This is a genomic window from Hoylesella enoeca JCM 12259 (assembly GCF_000613405.1).
Taxonomy (GTDB): domain Bacteria; phylum Bacteroidota; class Bacteroidia; order Bacteroidales; family Bacteroidaceae; genus Prevotella; species Prevotella enoeca.
In genome coordinates this window covers 1-23,991 of the sequence record NZ_BAIX01000005.1, presented here as the reverse complement: position 1 = coordinate 23,991, position 23,991 = coordinate 1, and the positions used below count along the sequence as shown (strand labels likewise).

Annotated in this window: 21 protein-coding genes and 4 pseudogenes; 16 read left to right on the top strand and 9 right to left on the bottom strand. The window is 46.3% G+C overall.

Features of this window, described 5'->3' with window-relative positions:
* Positions 1-310 precede the first annotated feature (310 nt).
* Together JCM12259_RS02870 and JCM12259_RS02865 are read left to right on the top strand one after the other, a co-directional pair.
* The gene (locus tag JCM12259_RS02870; RefSeq protein WP_025065344.1) at positions 311-958 is read left to right on the top strand and encodes a DUF4294 domain-containing protein; all 648 of its coding nucleotides are present in this window, start codon (positions 311-313) and stop codon (positions 956-958) included.
* A complete protein-coding gene (locus tag JCM12259_RS02865) occupies positions 955-1,719 on the top strand; it encodes an amidohydrolase (protein WP_025065343.1) in 765 nt (254 codons plus the stop codon). The genes JCM12259_RS02870 and JCM12259_RS02865 overlap by 4 nt, the downstream gene beginning before the upstream one ends.
* 36 nt (positions 1,720-1,755) lie before the next feature.
* Here the strand turns inward: JCM12259_RS02865 and ybeY are convergent, their stop codons facing one another.
* From ybeY to ruvB, 3 genes are read right to left on the bottom strand one after another with little or no spacing between them, the layout of a single operon-like run.
* Entirely contained in the window at positions 1,756-2,187 is a 432-nt protein-coding gene (ybeY, locus tag JCM12259_RS02860; RefSeq protein WP_025065342.1) for an rRNA maturation RNase YbeY, read from the bottom strand.
* On the bottom strand, positions 2,184-2,630 hold the full coding sequence (coaD, locus tag JCM12259_RS02855) for a pantetheine-phosphate adenylyltransferase (protein WP_024991428.1): 447 nt from the start codon (positions 2,628-2,630) through the stop codon (positions 2,184-2,186). Before coaD ends, ybeY begins: the two co-directional genes overlap by 4 nt.
* A 4-nt stretch (positions 2,631-2,634) precedes the next feature.
* The gene (gene ruvB / locus JCM12259_RS02850) at positions 2,635-3,672 is read right to left on the bottom strand and encodes a Holliday junction branch migration DNA helicase RuvB (RefSeq protein ID WP_025065341.1); all 1,038 of its coding nucleotides are present in this window, start codon (positions 3,670-3,672) and stop codon (positions 2,635-2,637) included.
* 151 nt (positions 3,673-3,823) lie between these two features.
* Here ruvB and JCM12259_RS13500 point away from each other — a divergent pair.
* From JCM12259_RS13500 to JCM12259_RS02810, 8 genes and pseudogenes are all read left to right on the top strand, one after another.
* Positions 3,824-4,767 (top strand): annotated as a pseudogene (locus JCM12259_RS13500) (YitT family protein).
* Positions 4,768-5,031: 264 nt separating this feature from the next.
* Positions 5,032-6,171: an ADP-forming succinate--CoA ligase subunit beta gene (gene sucC / locus JCM12259_RS02840; RefSeq protein ID WP_025065340.1), complete on the top strand. Its 1,140-nt coding sequence runs from the start codon at positions 5,032-5,034 to the stop codon at positions 6,169-6,171.
* A 41-nt stretch (positions 6,172-6,212) separates the two neighbouring features.
* Positions 6,213-7,081: pseudogene (gene sucD / locus JCM12259_RS13495) on the top strand (succinate--CoA ligase subunit alpha).
* A gap of 95 nt (positions 7,082-7,176) precedes the next feature.
* Positions 7,177-8,109, top strand: coding sequence for a glycosyltransferase family 2 protein (locus tag JCM12259_RS02830; RefSeq protein WP_025065339.1), 933 nt, complete (start codon positions 7,177-7,179; stop codon positions 8,107-8,109).
* A 286-nt stretch (positions 8,110-8,395) separates the two neighbouring features.
* Entirely contained in the window at positions 8,396-9,001 is a 606-nt protein-coding gene (locus JCM12259_RS02825; RefSeq protein WP_025065338.1) for a DUF4254 domain-containing protein, read from the top strand.
* A pseudogene (locus JCM12259_RS13490) lies at positions 8,998-10,052 on the top strand (glycosyltransferase family 9 protein). Before JCM12259_RS02825 ends, JCM12259_RS13490 begins: the two are co-directional and overlap by 4 nt.
* A 46-nt stretch (positions 10,053-10,098) precedes the next feature.
* Complete coding sequence (gene rd, locus JCM12259_RS16030; RefSeq protein WP_060544564.1) at positions 10,099-10,263, top strand: rubredoxin; 165 nt, start codon at positions 10,099-10,101, stop codon at positions 10,261-10,263.
* A gap of 165 nt (positions 10,264-10,428) precedes the next feature.
* The gene (locus JCM12259_RS02810; RefSeq protein ID WP_025065337.1) at positions 10,429-10,926 is read left to right on the top strand and encodes a hypothetical protein; all 498 of its coding nucleotides are present in this window, start codon (positions 10,429-10,431) and stop codon (positions 10,924-10,926) included.
* Between the two features lie 9 nt (positions 10,927-10,935).
* Here JCM12259_RS02810 and JCM12259_RS02805 read toward each other — a convergent pair whose 3' ends face one another.
* The 6 genes from JCM12259_RS02805 to JCM12259_RS02780 all read right to left on the bottom strand — a co-directional run bounded on the left by JCM12259_RS02805 (position 10,936) and on the right by JCM12259_RS02780 (position 16,975).
* Complete coding sequence (locus JCM12259_RS02805; protein WP_025065336.1) at positions 10,936-12,141, bottom strand: THUMP-like domain-containing protein; 1,206 nt, start codon at positions 12,139-12,141, stop codon at positions 10,936-10,938.
* A gap of 11 nt (positions 12,142-12,152) precedes the next feature.
* A complete protein-coding gene (locus JCM12259_RS02800) occupies positions 12,153-12,797 on the bottom strand; it encodes a M15 family metallopeptidase (RefSeq protein WP_374188299.1) in 645 nt (214 codons plus the stop codon).
* Positions 12,798-12,820: 23 nt separating this feature from the next.
* Positions 12,821-13,102 carry a GNAT family N-acetyltransferase gene (locus JCM12259_RS02795; RefSeq protein ID WP_374188297.1) on the bottom strand — a complete coding sequence of 94 codons (282 nt, stop codon included), beginning with the start codon at positions 13,100-13,102 and terminating at the stop codon, positions 12,821-12,823.
* A gap of 324 nt (positions 13,103-13,426) precedes the next feature.
* Complete coding sequence (locus tag JCM12259_RS02790) at positions 13,427-14,182, bottom strand: succinate dehydrogenase/fumarate reductase iron-sulfur subunit (protein WP_021584889.1); 756 nt, start codon at positions 14,180-14,182, stop codon at positions 13,427-13,429.
* A 131-nt stretch (positions 14,183-14,313) separates the two neighbouring features.
* Complete coding sequence (locus JCM12259_RS02785; protein WP_025065333.1) at positions 14,314-16,260, bottom strand: fumarate reductase/succinate dehydrogenase flavoprotein subunit; 1,947 nt, start codon at positions 16,258-16,260, stop codon at positions 14,314-14,316.
* A 31-nt stretch (positions 16,261-16,291) separates the two neighbouring features.
* On the bottom strand, positions 16,292-16,975 hold the full coding sequence (locus JCM12259_RS02780) for a fumarate reductase (protein WP_025065332.1): 684 nt from the start codon (positions 16,973-16,975) through the stop codon (positions 16,292-16,294).
* A gap of 356 nt (positions 16,976-17,331) precedes the next feature.
* Between JCM12259_RS02780 and mnmG the strand changes: the two genes are divergently transcribed.
* From mnmG to deoC, 6 genes and pseudogenes are all read left to right on the top strand, one after another.
* Positions 17,332-19,203, top strand: a complete 1,872-nt coding sequence (mnmG, locus tag JCM12259_RS02775) for a tRNA uridine-5-carboxymethylaminomethyl(34) synthesis enzyme MnmG (protein WP_025065331.1) — start codon at positions 17,332-17,334, stop codon at positions 19,201-19,203.
* Positions 19,204-19,254: 51 nt separating this feature from the next.
* Positions 19,255-19,785, top strand: coding sequence for an adenine phosphoribosyltransferase (locus JCM12259_RS02770; RefSeq protein WP_025065330.1), 531 nt, complete (start codon positions 19,255-19,257; stop codon positions 19,783-19,785).
* A gap of 267 nt (positions 19,786-20,052) precedes the next feature.
* Positions 20,053-21,915, top strand: a complete 1,863-nt coding sequence (gene uvrC, locus JCM12259_RS02765) for an excinuclease ABC subunit UvrC (protein ID WP_025065329.1) — start codon at positions 20,053-20,055, stop codon at positions 21,913-21,915.
* Between the two features lie 267 nt (positions 21,916-22,182).
* Positions 22,183-22,632: pseudogene (gene dtd / locus JCM12259_RS17135) on the top strand (D-aminoacyl-tRNA deacylase); the annotation flags it as partial.
* Positions 22,612-22,974 carry a nucleotide pyrophosphohydrolase gene (locus JCM12259_RS17130; RefSeq protein ID WP_234396534.1) on the top strand — a complete coding sequence of 121 codons (363 nt, stop codon included), beginning with the start codon at positions 22,612-22,614 and terminating at the stop codon, positions 22,972-22,974. The pseudogene dtd and the gene JCM12259_RS17130, both read left to right, overlap by 21 nt.
* Positions 22,975-22,976: 2 nt before the next feature.
* Positions 22,977-23,918: a deoxyribose-phosphate aldolase gene (deoC, locus tag JCM12259_RS02755; protein WP_025065327.1), complete on the top strand. Its 942-nt coding sequence runs from the start codon at positions 22,977-22,979 to the stop codon at positions 23,916-23,918.
* Positions 23,919-23,991 lie beyond the last annotated feature (73 nt).

Sequence of the window (23,991 nt, the reverse complement as noted above, 5' to 3'; positions counted from 1 at the left end):
CATGTCTCTCCTTTTTATATTAGCGGAAGTCACTTTCTATTCCACTATGAATCAATCACATACAATCAGTATTCCAACTCACCGCCAATGGCAGTGCAACCAACGGTGAATGAAGCTGCAAATAACGGTGATTCGGACCATGACCGACACTTAATTGGAAACAGCTTTACCGCCATTTGAGAATTAGCCATTGAGCATTGATAATCCCCTTAGACCTATTCCACCTCCTTTTTTCGAGGACTTGGAGGGGATATTAAATATCAATAAAGATGTGAGTGGATGTAAGAAAATATCTGTAAATTTGCAACCGATGAGATGGAAGATAATCATACTATCGGCCATTGTAACGTTTTGTTCCTCGCAGATGCGGGCGCAGACTGACCGTCCGGGACATGTCAATCCCGAAGATCGTGTCGTGGACATGAACGATCCCACGTTTGTGCCAATGGTAAAAGTAGGCAAAGTGTTGCTCAGAGGCGATAGCATTCAATATGTCGAACTGAATAACGTCTACGTTTATCCGCCTATCGTGTTCAAAGATGCGCAGCAACAACAAGCATTCAATCGTTTGGTGTATAACGTTAAGAAAGTTTTGCCTATTGCAAAAGAATGCAACACGATTATTCTTGAAACTTATGACTATCTTCAAACCTTACCAAACAAGAAGGCAAGAGACGCACATCTCAAAAACGTTGAGCAAAGTATCAAGCAGGAATACACGCCGAGAATGAAAAAATTGACTTACGCGCAGGGTAAACTTCTCATCAAATTGGTTTACCGTGAATGTAATTCCACGTCGTATAATCTTATCCAAGCCATTCTCGGTCCGGTGCGTGCAGGCTTTTATCAGGCCTTTGCGTGGATGTTCGGAGCCAGTCTTAAAAAGCAGTATGACCCCAACGGCGTCGACCGTTTGACTGAACGCGTGGTGCTAATGGTAGAAGCTGGGCAGCTATGAGAGTATCGATACTGCAACGAGATATCATTTGGGCCGATCCCGCAAGCAATATTCGGGCGGCAGACGAGGCTATCGACAGGCAACGAGGAGCTGATCTCTATGTATTGCCCGAGATGTTTTCGACAGGCTTTGCAATGCAACCCGACGGACTTGCAGAGCCGAATGATGGTGAGACTCTGTACTGGATGAAATGCAAAGCGACCCGATGCGATGCGGCAATAGCAGGTTCGGTGGCCGTAAATGACGACGGAAGATTTTACAACCGATTCTATTTCGTTCAGCCGAATGGGCACGTCGACATTTACGACAAGCGTCATCTCTTCACGTACAGCGGTGAAGATAAATGCTTTACACGTGGTAATGAACGCGTAATTGTTGCTTTTCGAGGTATCAGATTCTTATTGGAGGTGTGTTATGACTTGCGTTTTCCTGTGTGGAGTCGTAATCAGAAAGACTACGATTGCATTCTGTACGTGGCCAATTGGCCTACATCTCGCATTGCTGCGTGGCGTACATTGCTGCGTGCCCGAGCCATAGAGAATCAGTGCTTTGTGGTGGGAGTCAATCGCGTGGGGCGTGATCCACAGTGCGAATATTGCGGAGCATCCGTTATTCTCGACCCTTATGGCAATACCCTTGCAGCTTGTGAGGCTAACCGCGAATGCGAAGCTACGGCACAATTGGATATGACCGCGTTGGTGAAATTCCGTCAGGAGTTCCCTGTTCTCAATGATGCTGATGCCTTCCTAATGAAGAAATAAACTTTCAGTTGAATTCATCGGCAGACCACTGAACGTCTATTGTTTGTCCGAAAGCAGCTTAAGCAGTGTGAGTGCTCTGTCTTCTGCGGCTTCCATCAACTCACGTTCACCGGGACCTTTATCGTTAATGCCGCAGAGATGAAGAATGCCGTGGATGATGACCCGGTGCAACTCGTCGTCGAACGACTTGCCAAACTGCTCGGCATTGCTACGCACCGTGTCGACACTTATCACGATATCACCATTGAGAACATCGCTTTCATCATAATCAAAAGTGATAATATCGGTATAATAATCGTGTCCGAGATACTCCCGATTGACTTCAAGTATCTTCTCATCATCTACAAACATATAGCCAATTTCACCTATCCGACGGTCGTAAGTAGCTGCAACGGTCTCTATCCAAGCCGAAGTCTCGCGCCGTTTCAGCCTCGGCATTTTGATGTTTTCACTGTTATATGTAATCATTTCTTCATTGGTAAGAATTCACTTACATCTTTTCCGAAGTGTATCAGTTCACGAATCATTGTCGAGCTGATACTTTCCATCCTCGGTTCTGCATAGAAAAGGATGGTGTCTATACCGCCGATCTGCCGATTGATATCGGCTTGTTCACGCTCGTATTCAAAGTCTTTGATGCTCCGAACACCTTTAATGATGAACCAAGCACCCTCTCGATGTGCAAACTCTACAGCCAAATCGTTATAGGCTTTGACCTCTATTCGAGACTCGGCGGCATAGAGTTCGGCAATGCTTTTCACCCTTACGTCAGAGCTGTACATATATTTCTTACGCTCATTGACCCCTACTCCAATGACAATTCGATCGAACAACGGCAACGCTCGACGCACAACAGCATCGTGTCCAATAGTGAACGGGTCAAAACTTCCTATAAAAAGGCCTGTCTTCATATTTTTATTCATCAAACAATCCAGGATGTCTCGCGGTGCTGTTAAATATATTTCGGCCGAAATGTTGATACGCAAGTTCGGTTGCCATACGGCCGCGGGGCGTGCGCTTGATGAATCCCTCCATGATAAGGAACGGCTCATAAACCTCTTCCACGGTGCCGCTGTCTTCGCCGATAGCTGTCGCAATGGTCGAGACTCCCACCGGACCGCCTTTAAATTTATCGATAATCGTGAGCAGAATCTTATTATCTATCTCATCTAAACCATACTGATCGATATTCAAAGCCGTGAGAGAGAGACGCGATATGGTTGTATCGATACGCCCATCGCCCTTTACTTGTGCAAAGTCTCGCACTCTGCGGAGCAACGCATTGGCAATTCGGGGCGTACCGCGAGAGCGTCGTGCGAGTTCAATAGCAGCCTCATTGTCTATCGGAACATTCAGAATCGAAGCCGAACGCTTAATAATTCGCGCCAGTACTTCGGGCTCATAATATTCCAAATGCAAGTTAATGCCGAAGCGGGCACGCAACGGAGCCGTGAGCAAACCGCTGCGAGTGGTGGCTCCAACGAGCGTAAACGGATTGAGATCAATTTGTATTGACCGTGCCGAAGGACCTTTATCAATCATTATATCGATGCGAAAGTCTTCCATTGCAGAGTAAAGATACTCTTCGACAACGGGTGAAAGACGATGAATTTCATCGATAAACAGCACGTCATTAGCATCAAGCGAGGTGAGAATACCCGCTAAATCGCCCGGCTTATCAAGCACCGGACCGCTCGTTAACTTGAATCCCACGCCCAATTCATTGGCAATGATATTGCTCAGCGTGGTCTTTCCCAAGCCCGGCGGCCCGTGAAGGAGCGTGTGATCGAGCGGTTCGCCGCGGTATTTAGCAGCTTCTACAAACACCTCTAAATTCTCCACCACTTTCGTCTGACCGCTGAAGTCGGCGAATTTAGGCGGTCTCAGTGCATTCTCGAAGTCGCGTTCGGCCGGCGAAATACGTTCGCCTCTGATATCAAAGTCGTCGTTCATTCTGTCGTTTGGCATTCCTTTGAAGTGCAAAGATAGCGAAATTAATCCACAAAAGAGTTGCTTCTGTGATGCTATTTTCGTGTTATTATTTTGCGGTGTATCAAACTTGGTCTACCTTTGCATCGATAAAAAACATTCAAAAGATCATAAAATGGAACGAATCACACGCAAAACACTTTATCGAGAAATCATGGATTATGTGATGATTGCCGTCGGAATGCTCTCTTATTGCATTGGATGGACCATCTTTTTGTTGCCTAACAACATCAGCACTGGCGGTGTTGCAGGACTTTCTTCGATTGTGTTCTGGGGTGCAAAAGTGCCGGTTCAGGTGACCTATTTCGGGGTAAATGCAGTGCTTTTGGCCATTGCTTTGAAGGTGTTAGGCCTCAAATTCTGCATCAAAACGATCTATGGCGTAGTGTTGCTCACGATGTTCGTTGCCGCATTTCGCAATTTTTTCCCTCACCCCACGATATTGACCGACCAACCATTTATGGCTAGCATCATCGGCGCAGTATTCTGCGGAGTGGGCATCGGATATGGACTCTCGTTCAATGGAAGCACCGGAGGTTCGGACATTGTGGCCGCAATCGTCAACAAATATCGCGACATTTCGCTCGGAAGGGTGGTTCTTCTCTGCGATATGACCATCGTAACGCTCAGTTATGTGGTGTTGCACAGTTGGGAACAAGTGATCTACGGCTACGTGGTACTCATCATCACGGCTTTCGTTTTAGACCAAGTGGTCAACTCTGGGCGCCGTTCCGTGCAATTTCTTATTATCTCCGATCGTTACGACGAGATATGCGAGCGCATCACGGCAGAGCTCCTCACCGCGGTTGCACCGTTATCGACGCCCGCGGTTATTACTCGGGCAACAACCTGAAAGTGTTGATCGTGGTCACCAAGCAGCGTGAAGCAGGCCTGCTTTATCGTATGATCGACGACATTGATCCTCATGCTTTCGTCACGCAAAGTGCTGTCATGGGCGTTTACGGCAAGGGTTTCGACCATTTTAAAGTGAAAAAACACCATGACGGTAATTCAATTATAACTGACAAGTCGACAAGTAAACAAGCAGACAAGATTTGATCGATTTTTAACTAATGGTTAGTTGCAAGCCAAGTAACCGTTAGTTGCACGGCGATTCATCGTTAGTTGCAATGCAACTAACGATGAATCAGAAACCCACTCCGGCTTCCCCAATAAGAGAGAGATGGACTTGGAAATCGAGGAAAACCTCTTTTTTAATCGCAATCACAGAAAAAATGGGATTTGATTAGGCTCGACTTGAAAAATTTTATCTATATTTGCAGCACTGATTTAAACATTAATATTAAACTAATTTGATTTACTATGAAAGTCTATGAGTATCAGGCAAAGGCCTTTTTTGCCAAATATGGCTTGCCGGTGGACAACAGTTTGGTGTGCCACACGGCAGAAGAGGCTGTCGAAGCTTACAGAAAACTGGGGGTGGAACGCGCTGTCGTAAAAGCCCAAGTACACACAGGCGGCCGAGGAAAAGCCGGCGGCGTGAAGCTGGGTAAGGATGAAGCCGAAATCAAACAGTATGCAACGCAGATTCTGGGGATGGATATCAAGGGTTTCACTGTCGACAGAGTGCTCGTCGGCGAGGCTGTTGATATCGCATCGGAGTATTATGTAAGCATCGTCATCGACCGTAAATCAAAGTCGGCCATACTGATGCTCAGCCGCGAAGGAGGTATGGACATCGAGGCGGTAGCTAAGGATACGCCCGAGAAAATCATCAAAATACCCATCGACCCGCTGTTAGGGCTGCCCGATTACAAAGCTCGCGAGGCCGCATTCACGCTCTTCGACGATATGGCTCAGATAAAACAAGCCGTTCCTTTGCTGCAAAATCTCTATCGACTGTTCAAAGAAAAGGATGCGTCTCTGGCCGAAATCAACCCGCTTGTACTGACAGGCGACGGCAAACTGAAAGCCATCGATGCCAAGATGACATTCGATAACAATGCCCTCTTCCGTCATCCCGACGTGTTCGAATTGTTTGAACCCACGCCCGAAGAGCGTAAAGAACAAGACGCTAAGGATAAAGGCTTCAGCTATGTAAACCTCGGTGGCGAAATCGGTTGTATGGTCAACGGGGCCGGTTTAGCAATGGCCACGATGGATATGATTAAACTTTACGGCGGAAATCCGGCTAACTTCCTCGATATTGGTGGTAGTTCCAACCCCACGAAGATTGTAGAAGCAATGAAACTGTTGCTCTCTGATAAGCACGTAAAGGTAGTTTTGATCAACATCTTCGGTGGAATCACCCGCTGCGATGATGTGGCTAAGGGGCTGATCGAGGCATTCAAGCTCATCGATACCACGATGCCGATCGTGATAAGACTAACCGGAACCAACGAGAAAGAGGGCCGAGAGCTACTCAAAGGCACCAAATTCAACGTGGCGCACACGATGGGCGAGGCCGGAAAGATGGCTGTAGAACTGGCTGCCAAATGTTGAACCGATAACCGAATAGTCGTAACTTAAAAACCGAAAACAAAATGAGTATATTGATAAATAAAGATACACGACTGATCGTTCAAGGCATAACAGGTCGTGACGGCGCATTCCACGCAACGAAAATGAAAGAGTATGGCACCAACGTTGTAGGCGGAACGTCGCCCGGGAAGGCCGGACAAGAGGTTGCAGGGATACCTGTTTTCAACACGGTTAAGGATGCTGTGAAGGCTACTAACGCCAACACATCTGTAATCTTCGTACCGGCTGCGTTTGCAAAAGATGCGATGCTCGAGGCTGCCGACAGCGGCATTAAACTTATTATCTGTATCACCGAGGGCGTTCCGACGCTCGATGTGGTAGAGGCTTACCGCTATATCCGTGACAAAGGGGCCAATCTCATCGGCCGAACTGCCCCGGACTCATCTCACCTGATGAGAGCATGGTGGGCATTATGCCAACAAACATCTTCAAGAAAGGACATACCGGCGTAATCAGTCGCAGCGGAACGCTGACTTACGAGGTCGTAGCTAACCTCACGGCAAACGGTTTTGGACAGTCAACTGCTGTGGGAGTAGGTGGCGATCCCATCGTAGGCCTCTACTTCCAAGACCTTCTCGAACTGTTCCAAAACGACCCGGAGACCGACAGTATCGCACTAATCGGCGAGATAGGAGGCGATGCCGAGGAGCGCGCTGCTGATTATATCAAACGCTGTGTGACCAAACCCGTAGTGGCATTCATTTCCGGTCGCGAGGCACCCAAAGGCAAACAGATGGGCCACGCGGGTGCAATCATCTCCAGCGGATCGGGTACTGCGGCCGAGAAAGTGGCTGCTTTTGAAGCTGCCGGCGTACCGGTTGCACGCGAAACGAGCGAAATTCCCACCCTATTAAAGGCTAAAATGAAATAAGGCTGACAGTTTGAAATGATACGAAAAGCCTCTATTCGGGATGCCGAACATCTCGGATAGAGGCTTTTTAACCACCCCCCCATACGCTAAAAATGATGAAAATTTATATTGTTATTCCGTGTTACAACGAAGAGGAAGTGCTCTGTTGGGCAGTGGATAAGTTGCAGACAGTGGTCGATAGGCTGCGAGACGAGACGGCAACAGAGGCTCGTTTAATGCTTGTCGACGATGGAAGCAGTGACAAGACGTGGCCTTTGATTTGTCAACTCACCGAGAAATTCGCCAACATTTCAGGTATCCGACTGTCTCATAATGTAGGACATCAGCGCGCATTGTGGGCCGGATTGGAGCAGACTGTCGACCAATGCGATGCTGCTGTATCGATAGATGCCGACCTGCAAGATGATGAGAACGCCATTATCGATATGGTTAAGCAAGTCAAGCAGGGCTGCGACATCGTCTATGGCGTGCGTAAAGAGCGCAAAACAGATGCGTTCTTCAAACGCTTTACGGCACAAACTTTTTATCGACTGATGCGTTCCGTGGATCAGGAAATGATTTATAACCACGCCGATTATCGAATGATGACCGCACGGACTGTACGTGCACTGCTGGCGTTTCCTGAACGGAATCTCTTTCTCCGAGGCTTAGTTCGTCAGTTAGGATTCAATGAAGGTTTCGTGTTTTACAATCGGACTGCGCGCACGGCAGGGCAATCCAAGTATCCATTGCATAAGATGCTCAGCTTCTCTGTCGACGGAATAACGTCGTTTTCGACAGCTCCGCTCAAATGGATTACCGTCATCGGGCTGCTGATGACATTGGTTTCGGTTGTGATGATTGGCTTTGCGTTGATTGAATACGCCCAAGGCAATACGATACAAGGCTGGACTTCTACCCTCACTTCACTTTGGTTTATCGGCGGCGTAGTAACGACCGGCGTCGGAATCACCGGTGTTTACGTCGGAAAAATATACACCGAAGTGAAGCGCAGACCACGATACTTCGTGATGGAAAGACGGAATTAACACCCGGGAAACGATTCTGCATGCTGCAATTAACCGTTAATCACAGAGCAACTAACGCTCAGTTGTCGTGTCATTAATGCTTATTTACACGGTATATAACAGTTAGTTGCAAAAAGATTTGTATATATTTGAAATTCAATGGGATATAAGGCATTCTCAATACAATGTGAGAAATGCCGGTAAAAAGGCATGCAGAGAAACCCTAAAAAACTAAAAAACAGTACTTTTTTTTGGTTATGATCGCTTAAATTTCTATATTTGCATCAAATAAAAAACATATCGAGCCATGTCATTTAGCGAAAGCTGTAACCGAATTTTCAATCAAGCCATTGAAGATTATCACGTGAAAGACAACGTGGATACACCGATCAATAACCCGTATGAAAGAGAGTCGATCAACAACCGACTCTATCTGAAATGCTGGATCGACACGGTGCAATGGCATTTAGAAGATATCATCCGAGATCCCCACATTAATCCCGCTGATGCCTTGTCGCTGAAACGCCGCATAGATCTGTCTAATCAAGACCGGACAGACCTTGTGGAGCAGATCGACAGCCATTTTCGGCAGAAATATAGCGATGTAAATGTGTTGCCGGATGCACGGATCAACACCGAGAGTCCGGCTTGGGCAGTGGACAGATTGTCTATTTTGGCCCTGAAAATCTATCATATGCGCGAACAAGCAGAGCGCACCGATGCCGACGATGCACACATAGACAAGTGTCGCAGCAAGTTGAACGTGCTGCTCGAACAGCAAATTGATCTCGGAACAGCTATCGATCAGCTGCTCGACGACATCGAGGCGGGACGGAAATATATGAAAGTTTACAGACAAATGAAGATGTATAACGATCCGTCCACCAATCCCGTGCTTTACGCCAAGAAATGAAAACGGAGCACATCCTCGTCATTCGGTTTTCCGCTATGGGCGATGTGGCCATGGCTGTGCCCGTCATTGATTCGTTGGCCAAGCAATATCCCGAGGTGCGCATCACTGTTTTGAGTCGACCTTTTGCTCGTGTACTTTTCGAAAAGTTGCCACCTAACGTTGGCTTTATGGCTGCGACATAAAGAAAGAGTATCGAGGTGTCGGCGGACTCAATGCACTCTATCGTCGGTTGGCAGCCAAACGCTTTACGGCTGTGGCCGATCTGCACGACGTGTTGCGCTCGAAATACTTACGAATGCGGTTCTGTCTCAGCCGCAATAAGGTGGCACACATCAATAAACAACGCCGAGGAAAACGTTGGCTCACGGCCAAACACTGTAAGAAATTGGTGCAACAGCCCACCGCTTTTCAAAATTACGCCGACGTGTTTGCACGTCTTGGTTATCCCGTGAAACTCGATTTCCGGTCTATCTTTCCACCAAGCGGAGGCAACTTGCAACTCCTTCCTGCGGCCATCGGTAGTAAAAAGTCTTTCCAACAATGGATCGGTGTTGCGCCATTTGCGGCCCATCGCGGCAAGATTTATCCGCTCCCGAAGATGGAAGAAGTAATTGATTTGCTGACCCAAAGGCACTCCTCGTGTCGCATTTTCTTGTTTGGAGGCGGCGAAACAGAGCGAAAACAACTCGCCGACATGGCTGTACGTCATGCGCAGTGCATTTGTGTACCCGACGTTTTGGCAGGATTGGAACAGGAACTTATACTCATGAGTCATCTTGATGCGATGATTTCGATGGACAGCTCTAATATGCATCTGGCTTCACTCACAGCCACTCAAGTGGTTAGTGTATGGGGAGCAACTCATCCTTTGGCCGGTTTTATGGGATGGAATCAGTTGGCCGACAATGCCGTTCAATTGGATTTGCCCTGTCGTCCATGCTCCGTCTACGGCAACAAACCCTGTTTACGCGGCGATTATGCATGCTTGAACGACATCACCCCGGCACAAATCGCCGACCGGGTGGAACGAATTTTGCAAACAAAATTATAGATTTTGATAAACAATAGATTGATTAATAACTAAGAAACAAAACATGATGAAAAAGTACATTTGCGAAACTTGCGGTTATATTTATGATCCCGCAGTAGGCGATCCCGACAGTGGCATCGAACCTGGAACAGCTTTTGAAGACATCCCCGAGGATTGGGTGTGCCCGCTTTGCGGCGTAGGTAAAGATGATTTTTCTGTTGTAGAAGAGTAAACTCAACTGAAAATAACAAATGAAGTAGGTCGACTCATAAGTGAGTCGACTTCCTTTTTTCTTTCCATTTCACCCTTTTAGTCAATGTTTTTTAACAAAGTCTTGGCCATTTAAGACTTTTTTGATTAACTTTGCGGCATAAAACCACACGATTAACAACAAAAAATGAAAAAATTATTCACTCTTGCCTTTGCGCTAATCTTGTCCGTAACCGGAAGCGCAAAACAAGAAGCCAGTGTGTCGGGAATGACATTCGGCATGGATTATACACAAGCCGTGCAACAGATCGAAGCTCAATTCGGAAAACCGGCGATAGCTACCGAACAACAACTGACGTATAATGACGTGCAGTTTATGGGCATTCGGTTTCACCAAGTGAACTTCAAATTCGGACAAAACAAGTCTGGCAACATCGTACTTAACGAAGCACGGTTTACAGTTTTATCGAAAGATAAACACAGCGCACAGCGTTTCACACAGTTGATTGCTAAAAAGATGGAGGCCGATTACCCCGACTTGTCGATGGATATAGAAGATGACGGTGCACCTTTTTATAAAGGTGGTAGCTCACCAGTGGATAATAGTCGGCTGTTTACGATTTATCAGTTTCGCCAAAACGGCAAATATGCATCGGTGTTGAGGTTTGGACCGATCCGCTTCTAAACTGATCCCCTACCCCATTTTGCTGCAAATAAGCAGTACATGACGGCCAACAACATCGGTAGTAGCGAAAAGATAGATATCGCCACCATCTTTCAAACGCAGTTTCCGACGCAGTTCAGCCACGGAAAGAGGGAAATTTCGCACAGCGATATTGGCTTGCCGAATATAAGAAAAGGCTTTTTTGAGTACCTTTTTATTCATTGAAACCACCTCATTTATACGAAAATGACGGCCTGGAAAACCCGTAACGACGTCTTCGGAAACAAATAAATGAGAGTCGTGAGCAAGGCTTTCAACATTGAATTTATTCGAAAGCAGACCGAAACATCCAGCTTTCATAACAGCGGAATGCGGCTCATAGAGGTGCATTCCGCTGTGTATTTCAGCCTCAAAAAGTCTTAATGAACTCTTCGTTTCATCGTCTTCGATATACGAGAAGACGCTGCCATCATTCACACACAACACTTGCCGCGGTTTATTCTTATGCTTTCCACCTTTCGAAAGCACCAGAAGCAATTCCTTACATTCATTTTTCACGGCCACAATATGCACTTCATCGACCACACGGTCGATACTTTCAAGATCGGCAACTGCCTTATGCCAATCAAGCATCGGCGACAGTTTAATCAGCACATGGGTCGCTTTTTCAAGCAACTCCATTTCGATTTGTCGAATATCAGGCGTGCAATCACCGATCGCAAAGGCCTTCCCGCCATACTCATTACGGCGTGCCGGATCGACGAAAATCAAACTCGCAGGCTCCATTTCATGCAAAAACGCAATGCTATCCACACACATTACACGTGCTTGCGACAATCCAAGCAACCCGAAATTATGTCGAGCCACCTCGCATAAATGCGCTTGTTGCTCCACATAAACAGCCTTTTTGAATCCCTGTGAGATAAAAGCAAAATCCACTCCAAAGCCTCCCGTGAGATCAACAAACGATTCACCGCCCAGTCGTTGAGCAATGTTGGCCTTGTAAACAGCCGTTTGTTCGGATGAACATTGCTCCATCGAAAGATGCGGCGGATAAACAATGTCAGGCACAGCGGCCCATGATGGTAATTTGATACGTGCTGTTCGGTGCCCCCGAATCTGATCAATCGCTTGCAGAAGGTCTATTCCTGGCCAACGTGCAGCCTGCAAAGCCAACTGCTGCACATCATCATCGGCATGCTGATTGGCAAAATCTAAGGTCAAAGAATCAATCATTACCAAACATATTAGTGGATCACCCGATATGACTTTCGGGCTTGGGCACGCGTCTTGAAATTGAAATGCCACCACTCGGTGCGCAACGGACGGAATCCAGCAAACTGCATCACAGCACGCAGGAGTTCCCGATTGCGTTGTGCCTGACGGCTGATGCGATGCGCAGCAACCAGTTCTCCCTCACGATCGATATGCGAAAGCGGCGTCATGGCATCCACACGAGTGCCCATCGGAATGCTGTCGCCGCGCAGAGTGCATAGTGTAATATCCACGGCCAACCCATAATTATGGAGTCCTCCGCCATGAGCGGGATTGCTGACATATATATTTTTAGACGTGTTTTTCACCAGATTCCACATCCGTTGCTGTATCGTCATTGGCCGTGCAGCATCATATACTTTCAGACTCAGATCCGGCCGCAAAACCTTTAACCGTCGCTGCGCTTTGACCAATGCTTCAGCCGCCTGCGGATGCAGATATGCTGTGCGCAAATCGTCATAAAGCACGCTCCCCGTAAAGTTATCGGCACGAGCATACATCAACGAAACGAAGATGGACGGATCCAATCGTTGCACATTGACAAGCCCTTGTTTTCTCAACGATTCGGCTGTTCTCCCCTCCCGTTGAGCAGTCATGCACATGGCGATCATGCACATAACAAAAGCAAAAATTCCCCTTTTCATCGCACTTTTTGGGAATTCCTTTCCAACCAAGCCGCGGCATAAGAACATGTGGCCACAGGTTTAACGTCCTGTTCGCGAGCATAATCATAAGCTGCACGAACCAATTCGGAAGCGATTCCACGACCTTCCAAAGGTTTTGGAACATACGTGTGCACAATGTCAAGCATCCCATCGCGTAAATCATATTCAACAAGAGCAATGTGCCCTTCAATCTCAACAGAGATTTGGCTCAGAGCTTTATCATGTTTCAGTGCGGCCTTCATATCGTGTTGTTGCATCTGTTTGGCTTTGTAATTTTTATAAATTCAGTTGACAAATATACGCATTATCTTTCTGAGAGGCAAGCAAACAGCCTCTTTTTTCGAGCATCAAACCATTTCAGCCCACCGTTAAGCGCGTTGCGACTAACCGCTATTCAGCCTGCGATTGACCATTAATTGCACGGCAGCTAACGGTTAATCGGAATAGGTTTCACCGATAATCAATCAGTATCAAGACAACAAAAAGAAACGGGAAATGATGCAAATGGTCATGAAAAAGGGCACATCGATCCATAACCGATGTGCCCTTAATATTTGAATTACGCCAAGCGTAATTGATAATTAGTCGTTGAGTTTGGCAGCGATGAACTCGCGGTTAAGACGAGCAATATTCGCTATCGACTCGTTCTTCGGACATTCGGCCTCGCAGGCACGCGTATTCGTGCAGTTACCAAAACCTAACTCCTCCATCTTCATCACCATAGCTTTAGCTCGACGAGCAGCTTCGGGACGGCCTTGGGGCAACAATGCCAACTGACTTACCTTCGAACTGACGAACAACATAGCTGAACCGTTCTTGCAGGCAGCCACACAAGCAGCACAACCTATGCACGTAGCGCAGTCCATTGCCTCGTCGGCAGCCTCTTTGGGGATAAGAATTGCATTGGCATCTTGCGGCTGACCGGTGCGTACGCTGATGTAACCGCCGGCCTGGATAATCTTATCGAAGGCTCCTCGATCGACCATACAGTCTTTAATTACAGGGAATGCGGCCGAACGCCAAGGCTCTACCGTGATGACGTCTCCGTCGTTGAAGCGGCGCATATAGAGCTGACACGTAGTGGCTCCGGTGGCCGGTCCGTGCGGATGTCCATTGATATAGAGCGAACACATACCGCAAATGCCCTCGCGACAATCGTGATCAAAGACAAAGGGTTCTTTGTTTTCTTCGATCAACTGTTCGTTAAGAATGTCCAACATTTCGAGAAATGAGGTGTCACCTGGGATGTCTTTCATCTCGAACGTATCAAAATGACCTTTCGCTGTGGGGCCGTTCTGACGCCAAACTTTAAGCGTAAAACTGATATTTTTATCCATTATAATGTTAGTTTTTAAGTTGATGAGTCATTGAGTCGATGAGTTTTTAATAGAGACTATACCTCTTTTCGAAGGAAACATGAGTCGTATCTAACTTACAAACTTGTAACCCTATAAACTCACAAACGCAATTACGACTTGTAATTTCGTGTTTGCACCTTAATATATTGATAGTTAAGATCCTCTTTTAACAGCGTAGGCTCGGTATCATCAGAACCTTCATACTTCCAACAAGCAACATACATATAGTGCTCGTCATCACGTTTGGCCTCGCCTTCCTCGGTTTGCGACTCTTCACGGAAGTGCCCGCCACAACTCTCGTTACGGTTAATGGCATCGTAAGCCATCAGCTCTCCCATCGTAATAAAGTCACGAAGATGGATCGCTTTGTCAAGTTCCACGTTGAGACCTTCCTTCTCTCCGGGAATGCGCACGTGCTCATAAAACTCTTTGCGCAATGCTTTGAGCTCGACAAGCGCCTCTTTCAAGCCTTCGAGATTACGCGCCATACCTACCTTATTCCATAAGATCGTGTAGAGTTTCTTATGAATATGGTCGACACTCTCATCTCCCTTTACATTATATATAAGGTCGATTTCAGCCTGAACAGCTTTCTCAGCCGCTTCAAACTCGGGCAAATCTGTAGAGAAACGAGGCACTGTGATCTGATCGCTCAGGTAATTCTGCATCGTGTAAGGTATCACATAATAGCCGTCTGCAAGGCCTTGCATCAGCGCACTGGCACCTAATCGATTGGCGCCATGGTCTGAGAAGTTACACTCTCCGAGTGCAAACAGCCCCTTGATGGATGTTTGCAGTTCATAGTCTACCCATATTCCACCCATTGTGTAATGAATTGCGGGGTAGATCATCATTGGGTTTTCATAGGGACTTACATTCGTTATCTCCTCGTACATATCAAAAAGGTTGCCATAACGCTGCTCTACTACATCACGACCTAACCGTCCGATAGCTTCCGAAAAATCAAGGAACACGGCCAAACCTGTATTGTTCACGCCAAAGCCTTTGTCACAACGCTCTTTCGCTGCACGGCTGGCAACATCACGAGGAACGAGGTTTCCGAATGCAGGATAGCGCCGCTCAAGATAGTAGTCACGATCTTCTTCGGGAATATCTCTACCCTGAAGCGTTCCAGCTTGCAGTTTTTGGGCATCTTCAAGCTTCTTAGGTACCCAAATTCTACCATCATTTCGCAGCGACTCCGACATCAAAGTCAATTTCGATTGCTTATCTCCGTGAACGGGAATGCACGTCGGGTGAATCTGCACAAAGGCTGGATTGGCAAAATAAGCACCCTTACGATAACACTGAATAGCAGCCGTACAGTTGCAGCCCATTGCGTTTGTAGAGAGGAAATAGGCGTTACCATAACCGCCGGTAGCGATACATACAGCGTGTGCAGCGAATCTTTCGAGCTTGCCTGTTACCAAGTTCTTGGCTATAATACCGCGGGCCCTGCCGTCGATAACAACGAGATCTTCCATCTCATAGCGTGTATAGAGTTTTACCGTGCCATTATGCACTTCCTTGCTCAGGGCCGAATACGCACCGAGCAACAACTGTTGACCGGTCTGTCCCTTTGCATAGAACGTACGACTAACCTGCACTCCGCCGAAAGAACGGTTCGCAAGCATACCTCCGTATTCACGAGCGAAAGGAACCCCCTGCGCTACACACTGGTCAATAATCGATGCACTGACCTCTGCCAAACGATAAACGTTAGCCTCACGAGCACGGTAATCGCCTCCTTTAATCGTATCATAAAACAGTCGATAGACTGCATCACCATCGTTCTGATAGTTCTTTGCTGCATTGATACCACCTTGTGCAGCAATCGAATGGGCACGACGCGGAGAGTCTTGAATACAGAAATTGAACACGCGGAATCCCATTTCACCAAGCGAAGCAGCAGCAGATGCACCCGCCAAACCCGTTCCTACGACGATGATATCAAGTTTACGTTTGTTTGCGGGATTAACAAGCTTCTGATGAGCTTTATAGTTTGTCCACTTCTCTGACAGTGAACCTTCGGGAATTCTTGAATCTATTTGTGACATAATCGTTATTTTTTACGTAATAAAGGATGAATTATCGACAACAGAGACTGGGTGCACAGCCGAACGCGAAAGCTAAAACGACAACTAAAAAGCCTAACATCAGCAAGGTCGTATAAACCAAACCAATCGTCTTCCAACGGTCGAACCAAATCTTTCCATTGATTCCCAAGGTCTGCATTGCACTCCAAAAGCCATGCGAAAGATGAAACCAAAGGGCTGCTAACCATACAACATAGAGCACGACAAACACCGGATTGTTGAACGTTTCCTGAATATATGCAAAGCCATCAGACGGACTGAAGCGCGTGGGAAGATGCAGAAGCTCGGCAAACATCATATTATACCAAAAATTGAAAAGATGCAACAGCAGACCCAATACAATAATCAAACCCAGCACCAGCATATTTCTCGATGCCCACTCTACCTTAGGACTCCAGTCGGTAACGGCATAACGCTCTGCGCCACGTGCTCTACGATTCTGCGCTGTCAAGATAAATGCATAGACAATGTGAATCACTGTGAGTGCACCCAGGCCCACTGTAGCAACGACGGCATACCAGTTGGCACCCAGAAATTCACAAATCAAATTGTAAGCACTACCCGAAAAGAGTGCCACTACGTTCATCGACATATGAAATGTCAGGAATAAGACAAGCGCAATGCCGGTTACCGACATGATCACCTTCCTACCGATAGATGAATTAATTAACCACATAAATGATTGATTTTTAATTATTTAATTGTTATTTTTTTGATTTTCCGTTTTGCTTTTCTAACTTTCTGACACACTTTTCAAGTGAAACAATACCCACTTATAAGGATGTTTCACCCCTAATTTGTGTGCAAAAATACTATATTTTAGTGATTAATCAAAGGTTTTTCACCAAAAATCAAATTAAAATTCTTACTTTTGCGGAAAAAAGAAAAAGCAGAGAATTTAAGTAAAGAAAGCGAGATTGCAAATCGACAAACAAAAAAATTGAAAGCGATTAGCAATATCCTAAGGAATAAGTAACGAGAGAATACGTTGCGCTTGGCTTAAAAGCTCAACAATCCAGAAACTTATAGCGTATGCAATTTAAATATGATGTCCTCATTATTGGTGGTGGACATGCGGGCTGTGAGGCTGCTTCAGCCGCTGCTAAACTCGGTGCAAAAACCTGCCTCATCACAATGGACATGAACAAAATCGCCCAAATGAGCTGCAACCCAGCTGTAGGAGGAATAGCGAAAGGGCAAATCGTACGTGAGATCGATGCTCTCGGCGGACAAATGGGACAAATAACCGATGCCACAGCGATACAATTTCGAATGCTTAATCGTGGTAAAGGACCAGCCGTATGGAGTCCTCGTGCCCAATGCGATCGCATGAAATTCATTTTAGAATGGCGTAAAAAGCTCGATGAAATCGATCATTTAAGCATTTGGCAAGATCAAGCCGACGAACTGATTGTAGAGAATGGTGAAGCCGTTGGCATTCGAACGATATGGGGAGCAGAGTTTCGAGCCAAAAGCATTATCGTTACCGCAGGTACATTTCTTAATGGATTGATGCACATCGGACGCTATCAGATTCCCGGCGGACGATGCTCTGAACCCGCAGTTTACCATTTCAGCGAAAGTATCTCACGTCACGGCATTCGCGTTTCACGAATGAAGACAGGCACACCGGTACGCATCGACGCCCGAAGTGTACATTTCGAAGATATGGAAAGACAAGACGGTGAAACCGATTTTCACCAATTCAGTTATATCGGTGAAAATCGGAAGTTGAAACAATTGCCGTGTTGGACATGCTATACAACGAAAGAATCGCACGAAATTCTTAACCAAGGACTTGCAGATTCGCCCCTTTTCAACGGACAAATTCAAAGTACGGGCCCACGATATTGCCCATCCATCGAAACCAAAATTGTCACTTTCCCAGACAAAGATCAACACCCGCTGTTTTTAGAGCCAGAAGGCGAAAGCACAAATGAGATGTATCTCAACGGTTTTTCATCCAGTATGCCAATGGACATACAGTTAAACGCACTTCACCAGATACCAGCTCTGCGCGAAGCAAGAATTTATCGAGCTGGCTACGCGATCGAATACGATTACTTCGATCCGACACAACTCAAACAAACATTAGAATCCAAGGTCGTGAAAGGTCTGTTCTTCGCCGGCCAAGTCAACGGAACCACAGGTTACGAAGAAGCTGGAGGACAAGGAATTGTAGCCGGGATCAACGCCGCCTTACAGTGCACTGGCAACCAAACATTCACGATGAATCGGGACGAAAGCTATATCGGAGTACTCATTGATGACTTAACCACCAAAGGAGTAGACGAGCCTTATCGGATGTTTACATCCCGTGCAGAATACCGAATTTTATTAAGGCAAGACGATGCTGATGCTCGTCTCACCGAGAGAGCCTATCAAATAGGACTGGCCGACCGTAATCGGTATGATTGGTGGATGCAAAAGAAAGAAGCCATTACTCGTATCATAGACTTCTGCAACACCACTTCGGTGAAACCAAAAGAAATAAATGCGCAGTTAGAAGCCATCGGCACCACCCCACTTCATGAAGGTTGCAAGGTGGCTGATCTCATTGCGCGTCCGCAAATCACATTGGGTAATCTCTCAACGATCATTCCCGAATTAAAGACATTGATTGATTCAGCCCCGAACCGGTGTGAAGAAATAGCCGAAGCAGCCGAGATCAAAATGAAATATAATGGTTATATTGAACGAGAAAAAATCGTAGCAGAGAAGATGCATCGCCTTGAAGGCATCAAGATCAAAGACAGATTCGACTACGAAAAACTGCACGAAATCTCCACTGAGGGTCGTCAAAAACTTGCAAGAATCAATCCGGAGACACTCGCACAAGCCAGTCGCATCCCCGGAGTATCGCCGAGTGACATCAATGTTTTGCTCGTTTTACTCCACAGATAATCGTTTCACGTGAAACAAACAGGTATTAAATAAATTCATAACGCATTGAAAATGAACAACAAACTATTGTTAGACAATCTGAGATGTATTCCAGATTGGCCCAAAAAAGGCGTCAATTTCAGAGATGTCACCACCTTATTTAAAAACCCAGAGTGTCTCAAAGAGATCACCGAAGAGATGTATGAGCTTTACAAGGACAAAGGTATTACCAAGATCGTTGGCATCGAAAGTCGAGGCTTTGTGATGTCATCCGCATTGGCATTACGTCTGAATGCCGGTATCGTCCTGTGCAGAAAGCCCGGCAAACTGCCGTGTGAGACCGTTCAAGAAAGCTATGCCAAGGAATATGGGAAAGACACGATCGAGATTCACAAGGACGCCATCGATGAAACCGACGTTATTCTCTTACACGACGATTTGTTAGCAACCGGCGGAACGATGAAAGCAGCTTATGATCTCGTTAAGAAATTCCATCCGAAGAAAGTGTATGCAAATTTCATCATCGAATTGGTCAATGAGGGCATGAACGGACGTGAAGCTTTCGACAACGAGCTTGAAATCTCCAGCCTTATAAAAGTATAGCAAGAAGACACAAGGCAACAAGCGAGAAATCAGGAATATTTAGAGCACTTGCGAAAAGCCGTTAAACGAAATGCGAATAACGGCTTTTCGCAGTGCAAACAGATGCTTTTCACAAGACGAAAACCATCTAATGAGGAAACAGCTTTATCTTACTCACAACCCGGTTGATCATCAATCGCCGACAGACTCACATCGTTCAGCGGAGGGGAATAGCGTTCCACGTGAAACACAAAGGCACAAATCGCCTTTAAATAAAGGAGAAATCAAATGACAAAGAACGAAGACGAGAAGCGTCTTTCACGCTTAAAGAATATCGTTTCAAACATGCCCGAAAAGCCTGGCAGCTACCAATTCTATGACGATAACCACACCATTATCTATGTAGGAAAGGCTAAGCGATTGAAGCATCGTGTGGCATCATACTTTCACAAAGAGGTGGACCGATTCAAGACAAAGGTACTTGTGAGCAAGATTCATGACATTTCTTACACAGTTGTCAAAACAGAAGAAGACGCACTCCTACTGGAAAACAGTCTCATTAAGAAATACAATCCTCGTTACAATGTGTTGCTGAAAGACGGAAAAACCTACCCCAGCATCTGCATTACCAACGAAACATTTCCTCGAATACTCAAAACGCGCATCATAGACCATAGGCTCGGCACTTATTATGGACCCTACAGCAATGTCACAGGTATGAACGCAATGCTCGAACTCATCAACAAACTCTGCAAACCCCGCACTTGTCACTATCTGCTTGAACTTGAAAATATCCAACAAGGAAAATATAAAGCCTGTTTGGAATTTCATATCAAGAACTGCGACGCGCCCTGCATCGGCAAGATCTCTTATGAAGAATATCGAGAGAACATCGCCCAGGCGCGAGAGATTTTGAAAGGGAATGTCCGCAAAGTGAGTCAAGTAATCTATGAGATGATGCAAAAAAAAGCAGACGAATTGAAGTTTGAAGAAGCCGAAGTCTTGAAAAAGAGGTATCTGCTGATCAAGCATTTCTGCACTAAAAGCGAGGTTGTGAGCCACACAATCGATGATATCGACGTTTTCACGATCACCAATGATGACAACCACAAGAATGCTTTCATCAATTACATTCACGTCAAAAACGGTACGATCAACCAGAGTTTTACGTTCGAATATAAGCGGAAATTACACGAAGCAGATGCCGATTTGCTCATCACAGCTATCACCGACATCCGCGAAAGACTGCAAAGCACAGCCCGAGAGATCCTTGTGCCATTCGAGATAGAGTGGAAATTAAAAGGTGTAAAATTTGTTATTCCGCGCCAAGGAGAGAGAAAACGCCTGCTGGAACTGTCGGAAATGAACTGCAAGCAATATAAATTCGATCGATTGAAACAAACCGAAAAGCTCAATCCGGAGCAAAGAGCGACACGCTTAATGAAAGAGCTGCAAGACAAATTACACCTGCCCAAACTCCCATTCCAGATCGAATGTTTCGACAATTCAAACATTTCGGGCACTGATGCGGTGGCAGGCTGCATCGTTTTCAAAGCGATGAAACCGTCGAAAAAGGATTATCGAAAATACAACATCAAGACAGTCACAGGACCAGACGACTACGCATCGATGCAGGAAGTGGTACGTCGGCGTTACAGCAAGATATTGTCCGAAGGCGAACGGCTGCCCGATCTCATCATCACCGACGGTGGAAAGGGGCAGATGGAAGTCGTTCGGAAAGTCATAGAAGACGAATTGGGAATGAATATTCCCATTGCTGGCCTGGTCAAAGACGATCGTCACCGCACCAACGAATTGCTTTACGGATTTCCCCCGATTGCCATTGCGCTCAATATCAAATCAGAATTATTCCGCGTTTTGGCACATATCCAAGACGAGGTGCACCGTTATGCCATCGCTTTCCACCGTAACAAACGCAGCAAACGTGCGTTGCACAGCGAGTTAGACGACATTCGCGGTATCGGTCCCAAAAGTAAACAGGCACTTCTCCAAACCTTAAAGACAGTGCAAAACATCAAAGAAGCTGATTTCCATACGCTCACATCAATCGTCGGAAGACTACGCGCCAAGATCGTGTTGGCCCATTTTCAAGCGCAAGAAACAGTTCATCGCACGACGAAAAAGCATTAATCAGCGTGCAAAAGAGACTTAGTGGGACTCTCATAAAGCGTTAGTTGTAAATCTTTTTTATGCCATTCTCACCACAAATCCATATTACCTATTGATTATCAATAAGTTGCAAAAAGACTCAAGCATCAAAAATCTGCGAATCAATCGGCATCAACAAACTGCTTCGATTGGCTCAAAATCGTATCAAAGAATTACTCTCCAACACCAAAATCATGATTTTAGGAGCAGAGATTTGGTTGTTTTCACAAAATTAAATACCTTTGTAAAATGAGACTTGTCATACAAAGGGTGAAACGAGCAACGGTCACTATCAATGGAAAAGTGAAATCAACGATTGGTCAGGGACTTTTAGTGCTCGTGGGAATTGCGCCCGACGACACTGGCGAAGACTTGGAATGGCTCTCAAAAAAGACGATTGCATTGCGCATTTTCGACGATGAACAAGGCGTAATGAATCGCTCTGTGACCGACATCGGGGGCGAAATCATCGTGGTGAGTCAATTCACTTTGATGGGCGATTGTCGCAAAGGCAACCGTCCGTCATGGATCAATGCCGCACCGCACACGGTGGCAATCCCGCTCTATGAAGCCTTTTGCAAACGCCTCTCCACACTGTTGGGCAAACCGGTGGCCACTGGTGAATTCGGCGCCGACATGCAGGTGGAACTCGTCAACGATGGTCCGGTGACGATGGTGATGGAACACCCGCACCCCGAAAAGGCTCCAACAGAGATACTTTCGCTTGTCTCGGCCCAACAACTCGTGGACAAATGGGTGAAGACTTACGGTGTGCGCTATTTTTCGGAACTGACAAATATGGCGTGTCTGACCGAAGAAGTGGGCGAATTGGCACGTATTATGGCCCGCACTTACGGTGATCAGAGCTTCAAAAAAGGTGAGAATCACGATCTCGGAGACGAAATGGCAGACGTGCTTTGGGTGCTACTCTGCCTTGCAAACCAGACTGGTGTCGACTTAACCGAAGCCTTTCGGAAAAACATGGATAAGAAAACTGCACGCGATCAAACACGACATCTTAATAACAATAAACTGAAATAAAAATGACAACAACACCAAACGTCGAACCAACTCATCATCATCACCATCATGATGAGCCGCAAAAGAGTCGCTATGAAGAGGTTCTCAACAAGTACAACACAGACATCAACGACGATGAAGTGCGCACGGCCGTGCAGCAAATCATCGCTGAAAAAGTGCACGAAAACGACAATTTAGAGACAAAAAAGTTCCTTTTCGGTAGCATCGAACTCACAACGCTCAAGACAACAGACTCTGATGAGAGTGTGATGGCATTCACCGAGCGTGTCAATCAGTTTGACGCCGCCTACCCAAATCTACCCCACGTAGCCACGATCTGCGTTTATCCGTGTTTTGCTTCGATTGTGAGCGAGACATTAGAAGTAGACGGCGTGGAGATTGCTTGCGTCTCCGGGAGTTTCCCTTCATCGCAGGCGCTCATCGAAGTAAAGATTGCCGAGACGGCATTAGCCGTGAAAGACGGAGCCACGGAGATTGATATCGTGATGCCGGTAGGCAAGTTTCTCAGCGGCGATTACGAAGGCGTGTGTGACGATATCAGCGAGTTGAAGCAGACGTGTGGCACTGCTGCAATGAAAGTTATCCTCGAAACGGGCTGCCTCCGTAATGCTTCCGACATCAAAAAAGCCTCCATTTTATCGATGTATGCAGGTGCCGACTACATCAAAACATCAACAGGCAAGGAGAAAATTGCTGCTACACCCGAGGCCGCTTACGTGATGTGCCAAGCCATCAAGGAATATTACGACGAGACGGGAATACAGATCGGCTTCAAGCCCGCAGGCGGAATCAACAGTGTGATGGATGCACTCACCTATTACACAATCGTAAAAGAAGTGCTCGGCGACAAATGGTTGACTAATAAATGGTTCCGTTTGGGCACGAGTCGGTTGGCTAATCTCCTGCTGAGTGAGATCGAAGGAGAAGAGATTAAATTCTTTTAAAAAGGAGAGAAGTGAAAAAGTGAAAGAATGGAAAGGTGGAAAAGAGATTTCGGCCAATGTCCTTTTACACTGC

Excerpts from the sequence above, each read along its gene's own strand:
- JCM12259_RS17130 (WP_234396534.1), top strand. The coding sequence starts at position 22,612 with ATGGAACACCCGCACCCCGAAAAGGCTCCAACAGAGATACTTTCGCTT.
- JCM12259_RS02790 (WP_021584889.1), bottom strand. The coding sequence starts at position 14,182 with ATGGATAAAAATATCAGTTTTACGCTTAAAGTTTGGCGTCAGAACGGC.
- rd (WP_060544564.1), top strand. The coding sequence starts at position 10,099 with ATGAAAAAGTACATTTGCGAAACTTGCGGTTATATTTATGATCCCGCA.
- deoC (WP_025065327.1), top strand. The coding sequence starts at position 22,977 with ATGACAACAACACCAAACGTCGAACCAACTCATCATCATCACCATCAT.
- JCM12259_RS02805 (WP_025065336.1), bottom strand. The coding sequence starts at position 12,141 with ATGATTGATTCTTTGACCTTAGATTTTGCCAATCAGCATGCCGATGAT.
- JCM12259_RS02830 (WP_025065339.1), top strand. The coding sequence starts at position 7,177 with ATGAAAATTTATATTGTTATTCCGTGTTACAACGAAGAGGAAGTGCTC.
- coaD (WP_024991428.1), bottom strand. The coding sequence starts at position 2,630 with ATGAAGACAGGCCTTTTTATAGGAAGTTTTGACCCGTTCACTATTGGA.
- uvrC (WP_025065329.1), top strand. The coding sequence starts at position 20,053 with ATGACAAAGAACGAAGACGAGAAGCGTCTTTCACGCTTAAAGAATATC.
- JCM12259_RS02770 (WP_025065330.1), top strand. The coding sequence starts at position 19,255 with ATGAACAACAAACTATTGTTAGACAATCTGAGATGTATTCCAGATTGG.
- JCM12259_RS02810 (WP_025065337.1), top strand. The coding sequence starts at position 10,429 with ATGAAAAAATTATTCACTCTTGCCTTTGCGCTAATCTTGTCCGTAACC.
- JCM12259_RS02785 (WP_025065333.1), bottom strand. The coding sequence starts at position 16,260 with ATGTCACAAATAGATTCAAGAATTCCCGAAGGTTCACTGTCAGAGAAG.
- JCM12259_RS02800 (WP_374188299.1), bottom strand. The coding sequence starts at position 12,797 with ATGTGCATGATCGCCATGTGCATGACTGCTCAACGGGAGGGGAGAACA.
- ybeY (WP_025065342.1), bottom strand. The coding sequence starts at position 2,187 with ATGATTACATATAACAGTGAAAACATCAAAATGCCGAGGCTGAAACGG.
- JCM12259_RS02795 (WP_374188297.1), bottom strand. The coding sequence starts at position 13,102 with ATGCAACAACACGATATGAAGGCCGCACTGAAACATGATAAAGCTCTG.
- JCM12259_RS02865 (WP_025065343.1), top strand. The coding sequence starts at position 955 with ATGAGAGTATCGATACTGCAACGAGATATCATTTGGGCCGATCCCGCA.
- JCM12259_RS02780 (WP_025065332.1), bottom strand. The coding sequence starts at position 16,975 with ATGTGGTTAATTAATTCATCTATCGGTAGGAAGGTGATCATGTCGGTA.
- JCM12259_RS02825 (WP_025065338.1), top strand. The coding sequence starts at position 8,396 with ATGTCATTTAGCGAAAGCTGTAACCGAATTTTCAATCAAGCCATTGAA.
- JCM12259_RS02870 (WP_025065344.1), top strand. The coding sequence starts at position 311 with ATGAGATGGAAGATAATCATACTATCGGCCATTGTAACGTTTTGTTCC.
- sucC (WP_025065340.1), top strand. The coding sequence starts at position 5,032 with ATGAAAGTCTATGAGTATCAGGCAAAGGCCTTTTTTGCCAAATATGGC.
- ruvB (WP_025065341.1), bottom strand. The coding sequence starts at position 3,672 with ATGAACGACGACTTTGATATCAGAGGCGAACGTATTTCGCCGGCCGAA.
- mnmG (WP_025065331.1), top strand. The coding sequence starts at position 17,332 with ATGCAATTTAAATATGATGTCCTCATTATTGGTGGTGGACATGCGGGC.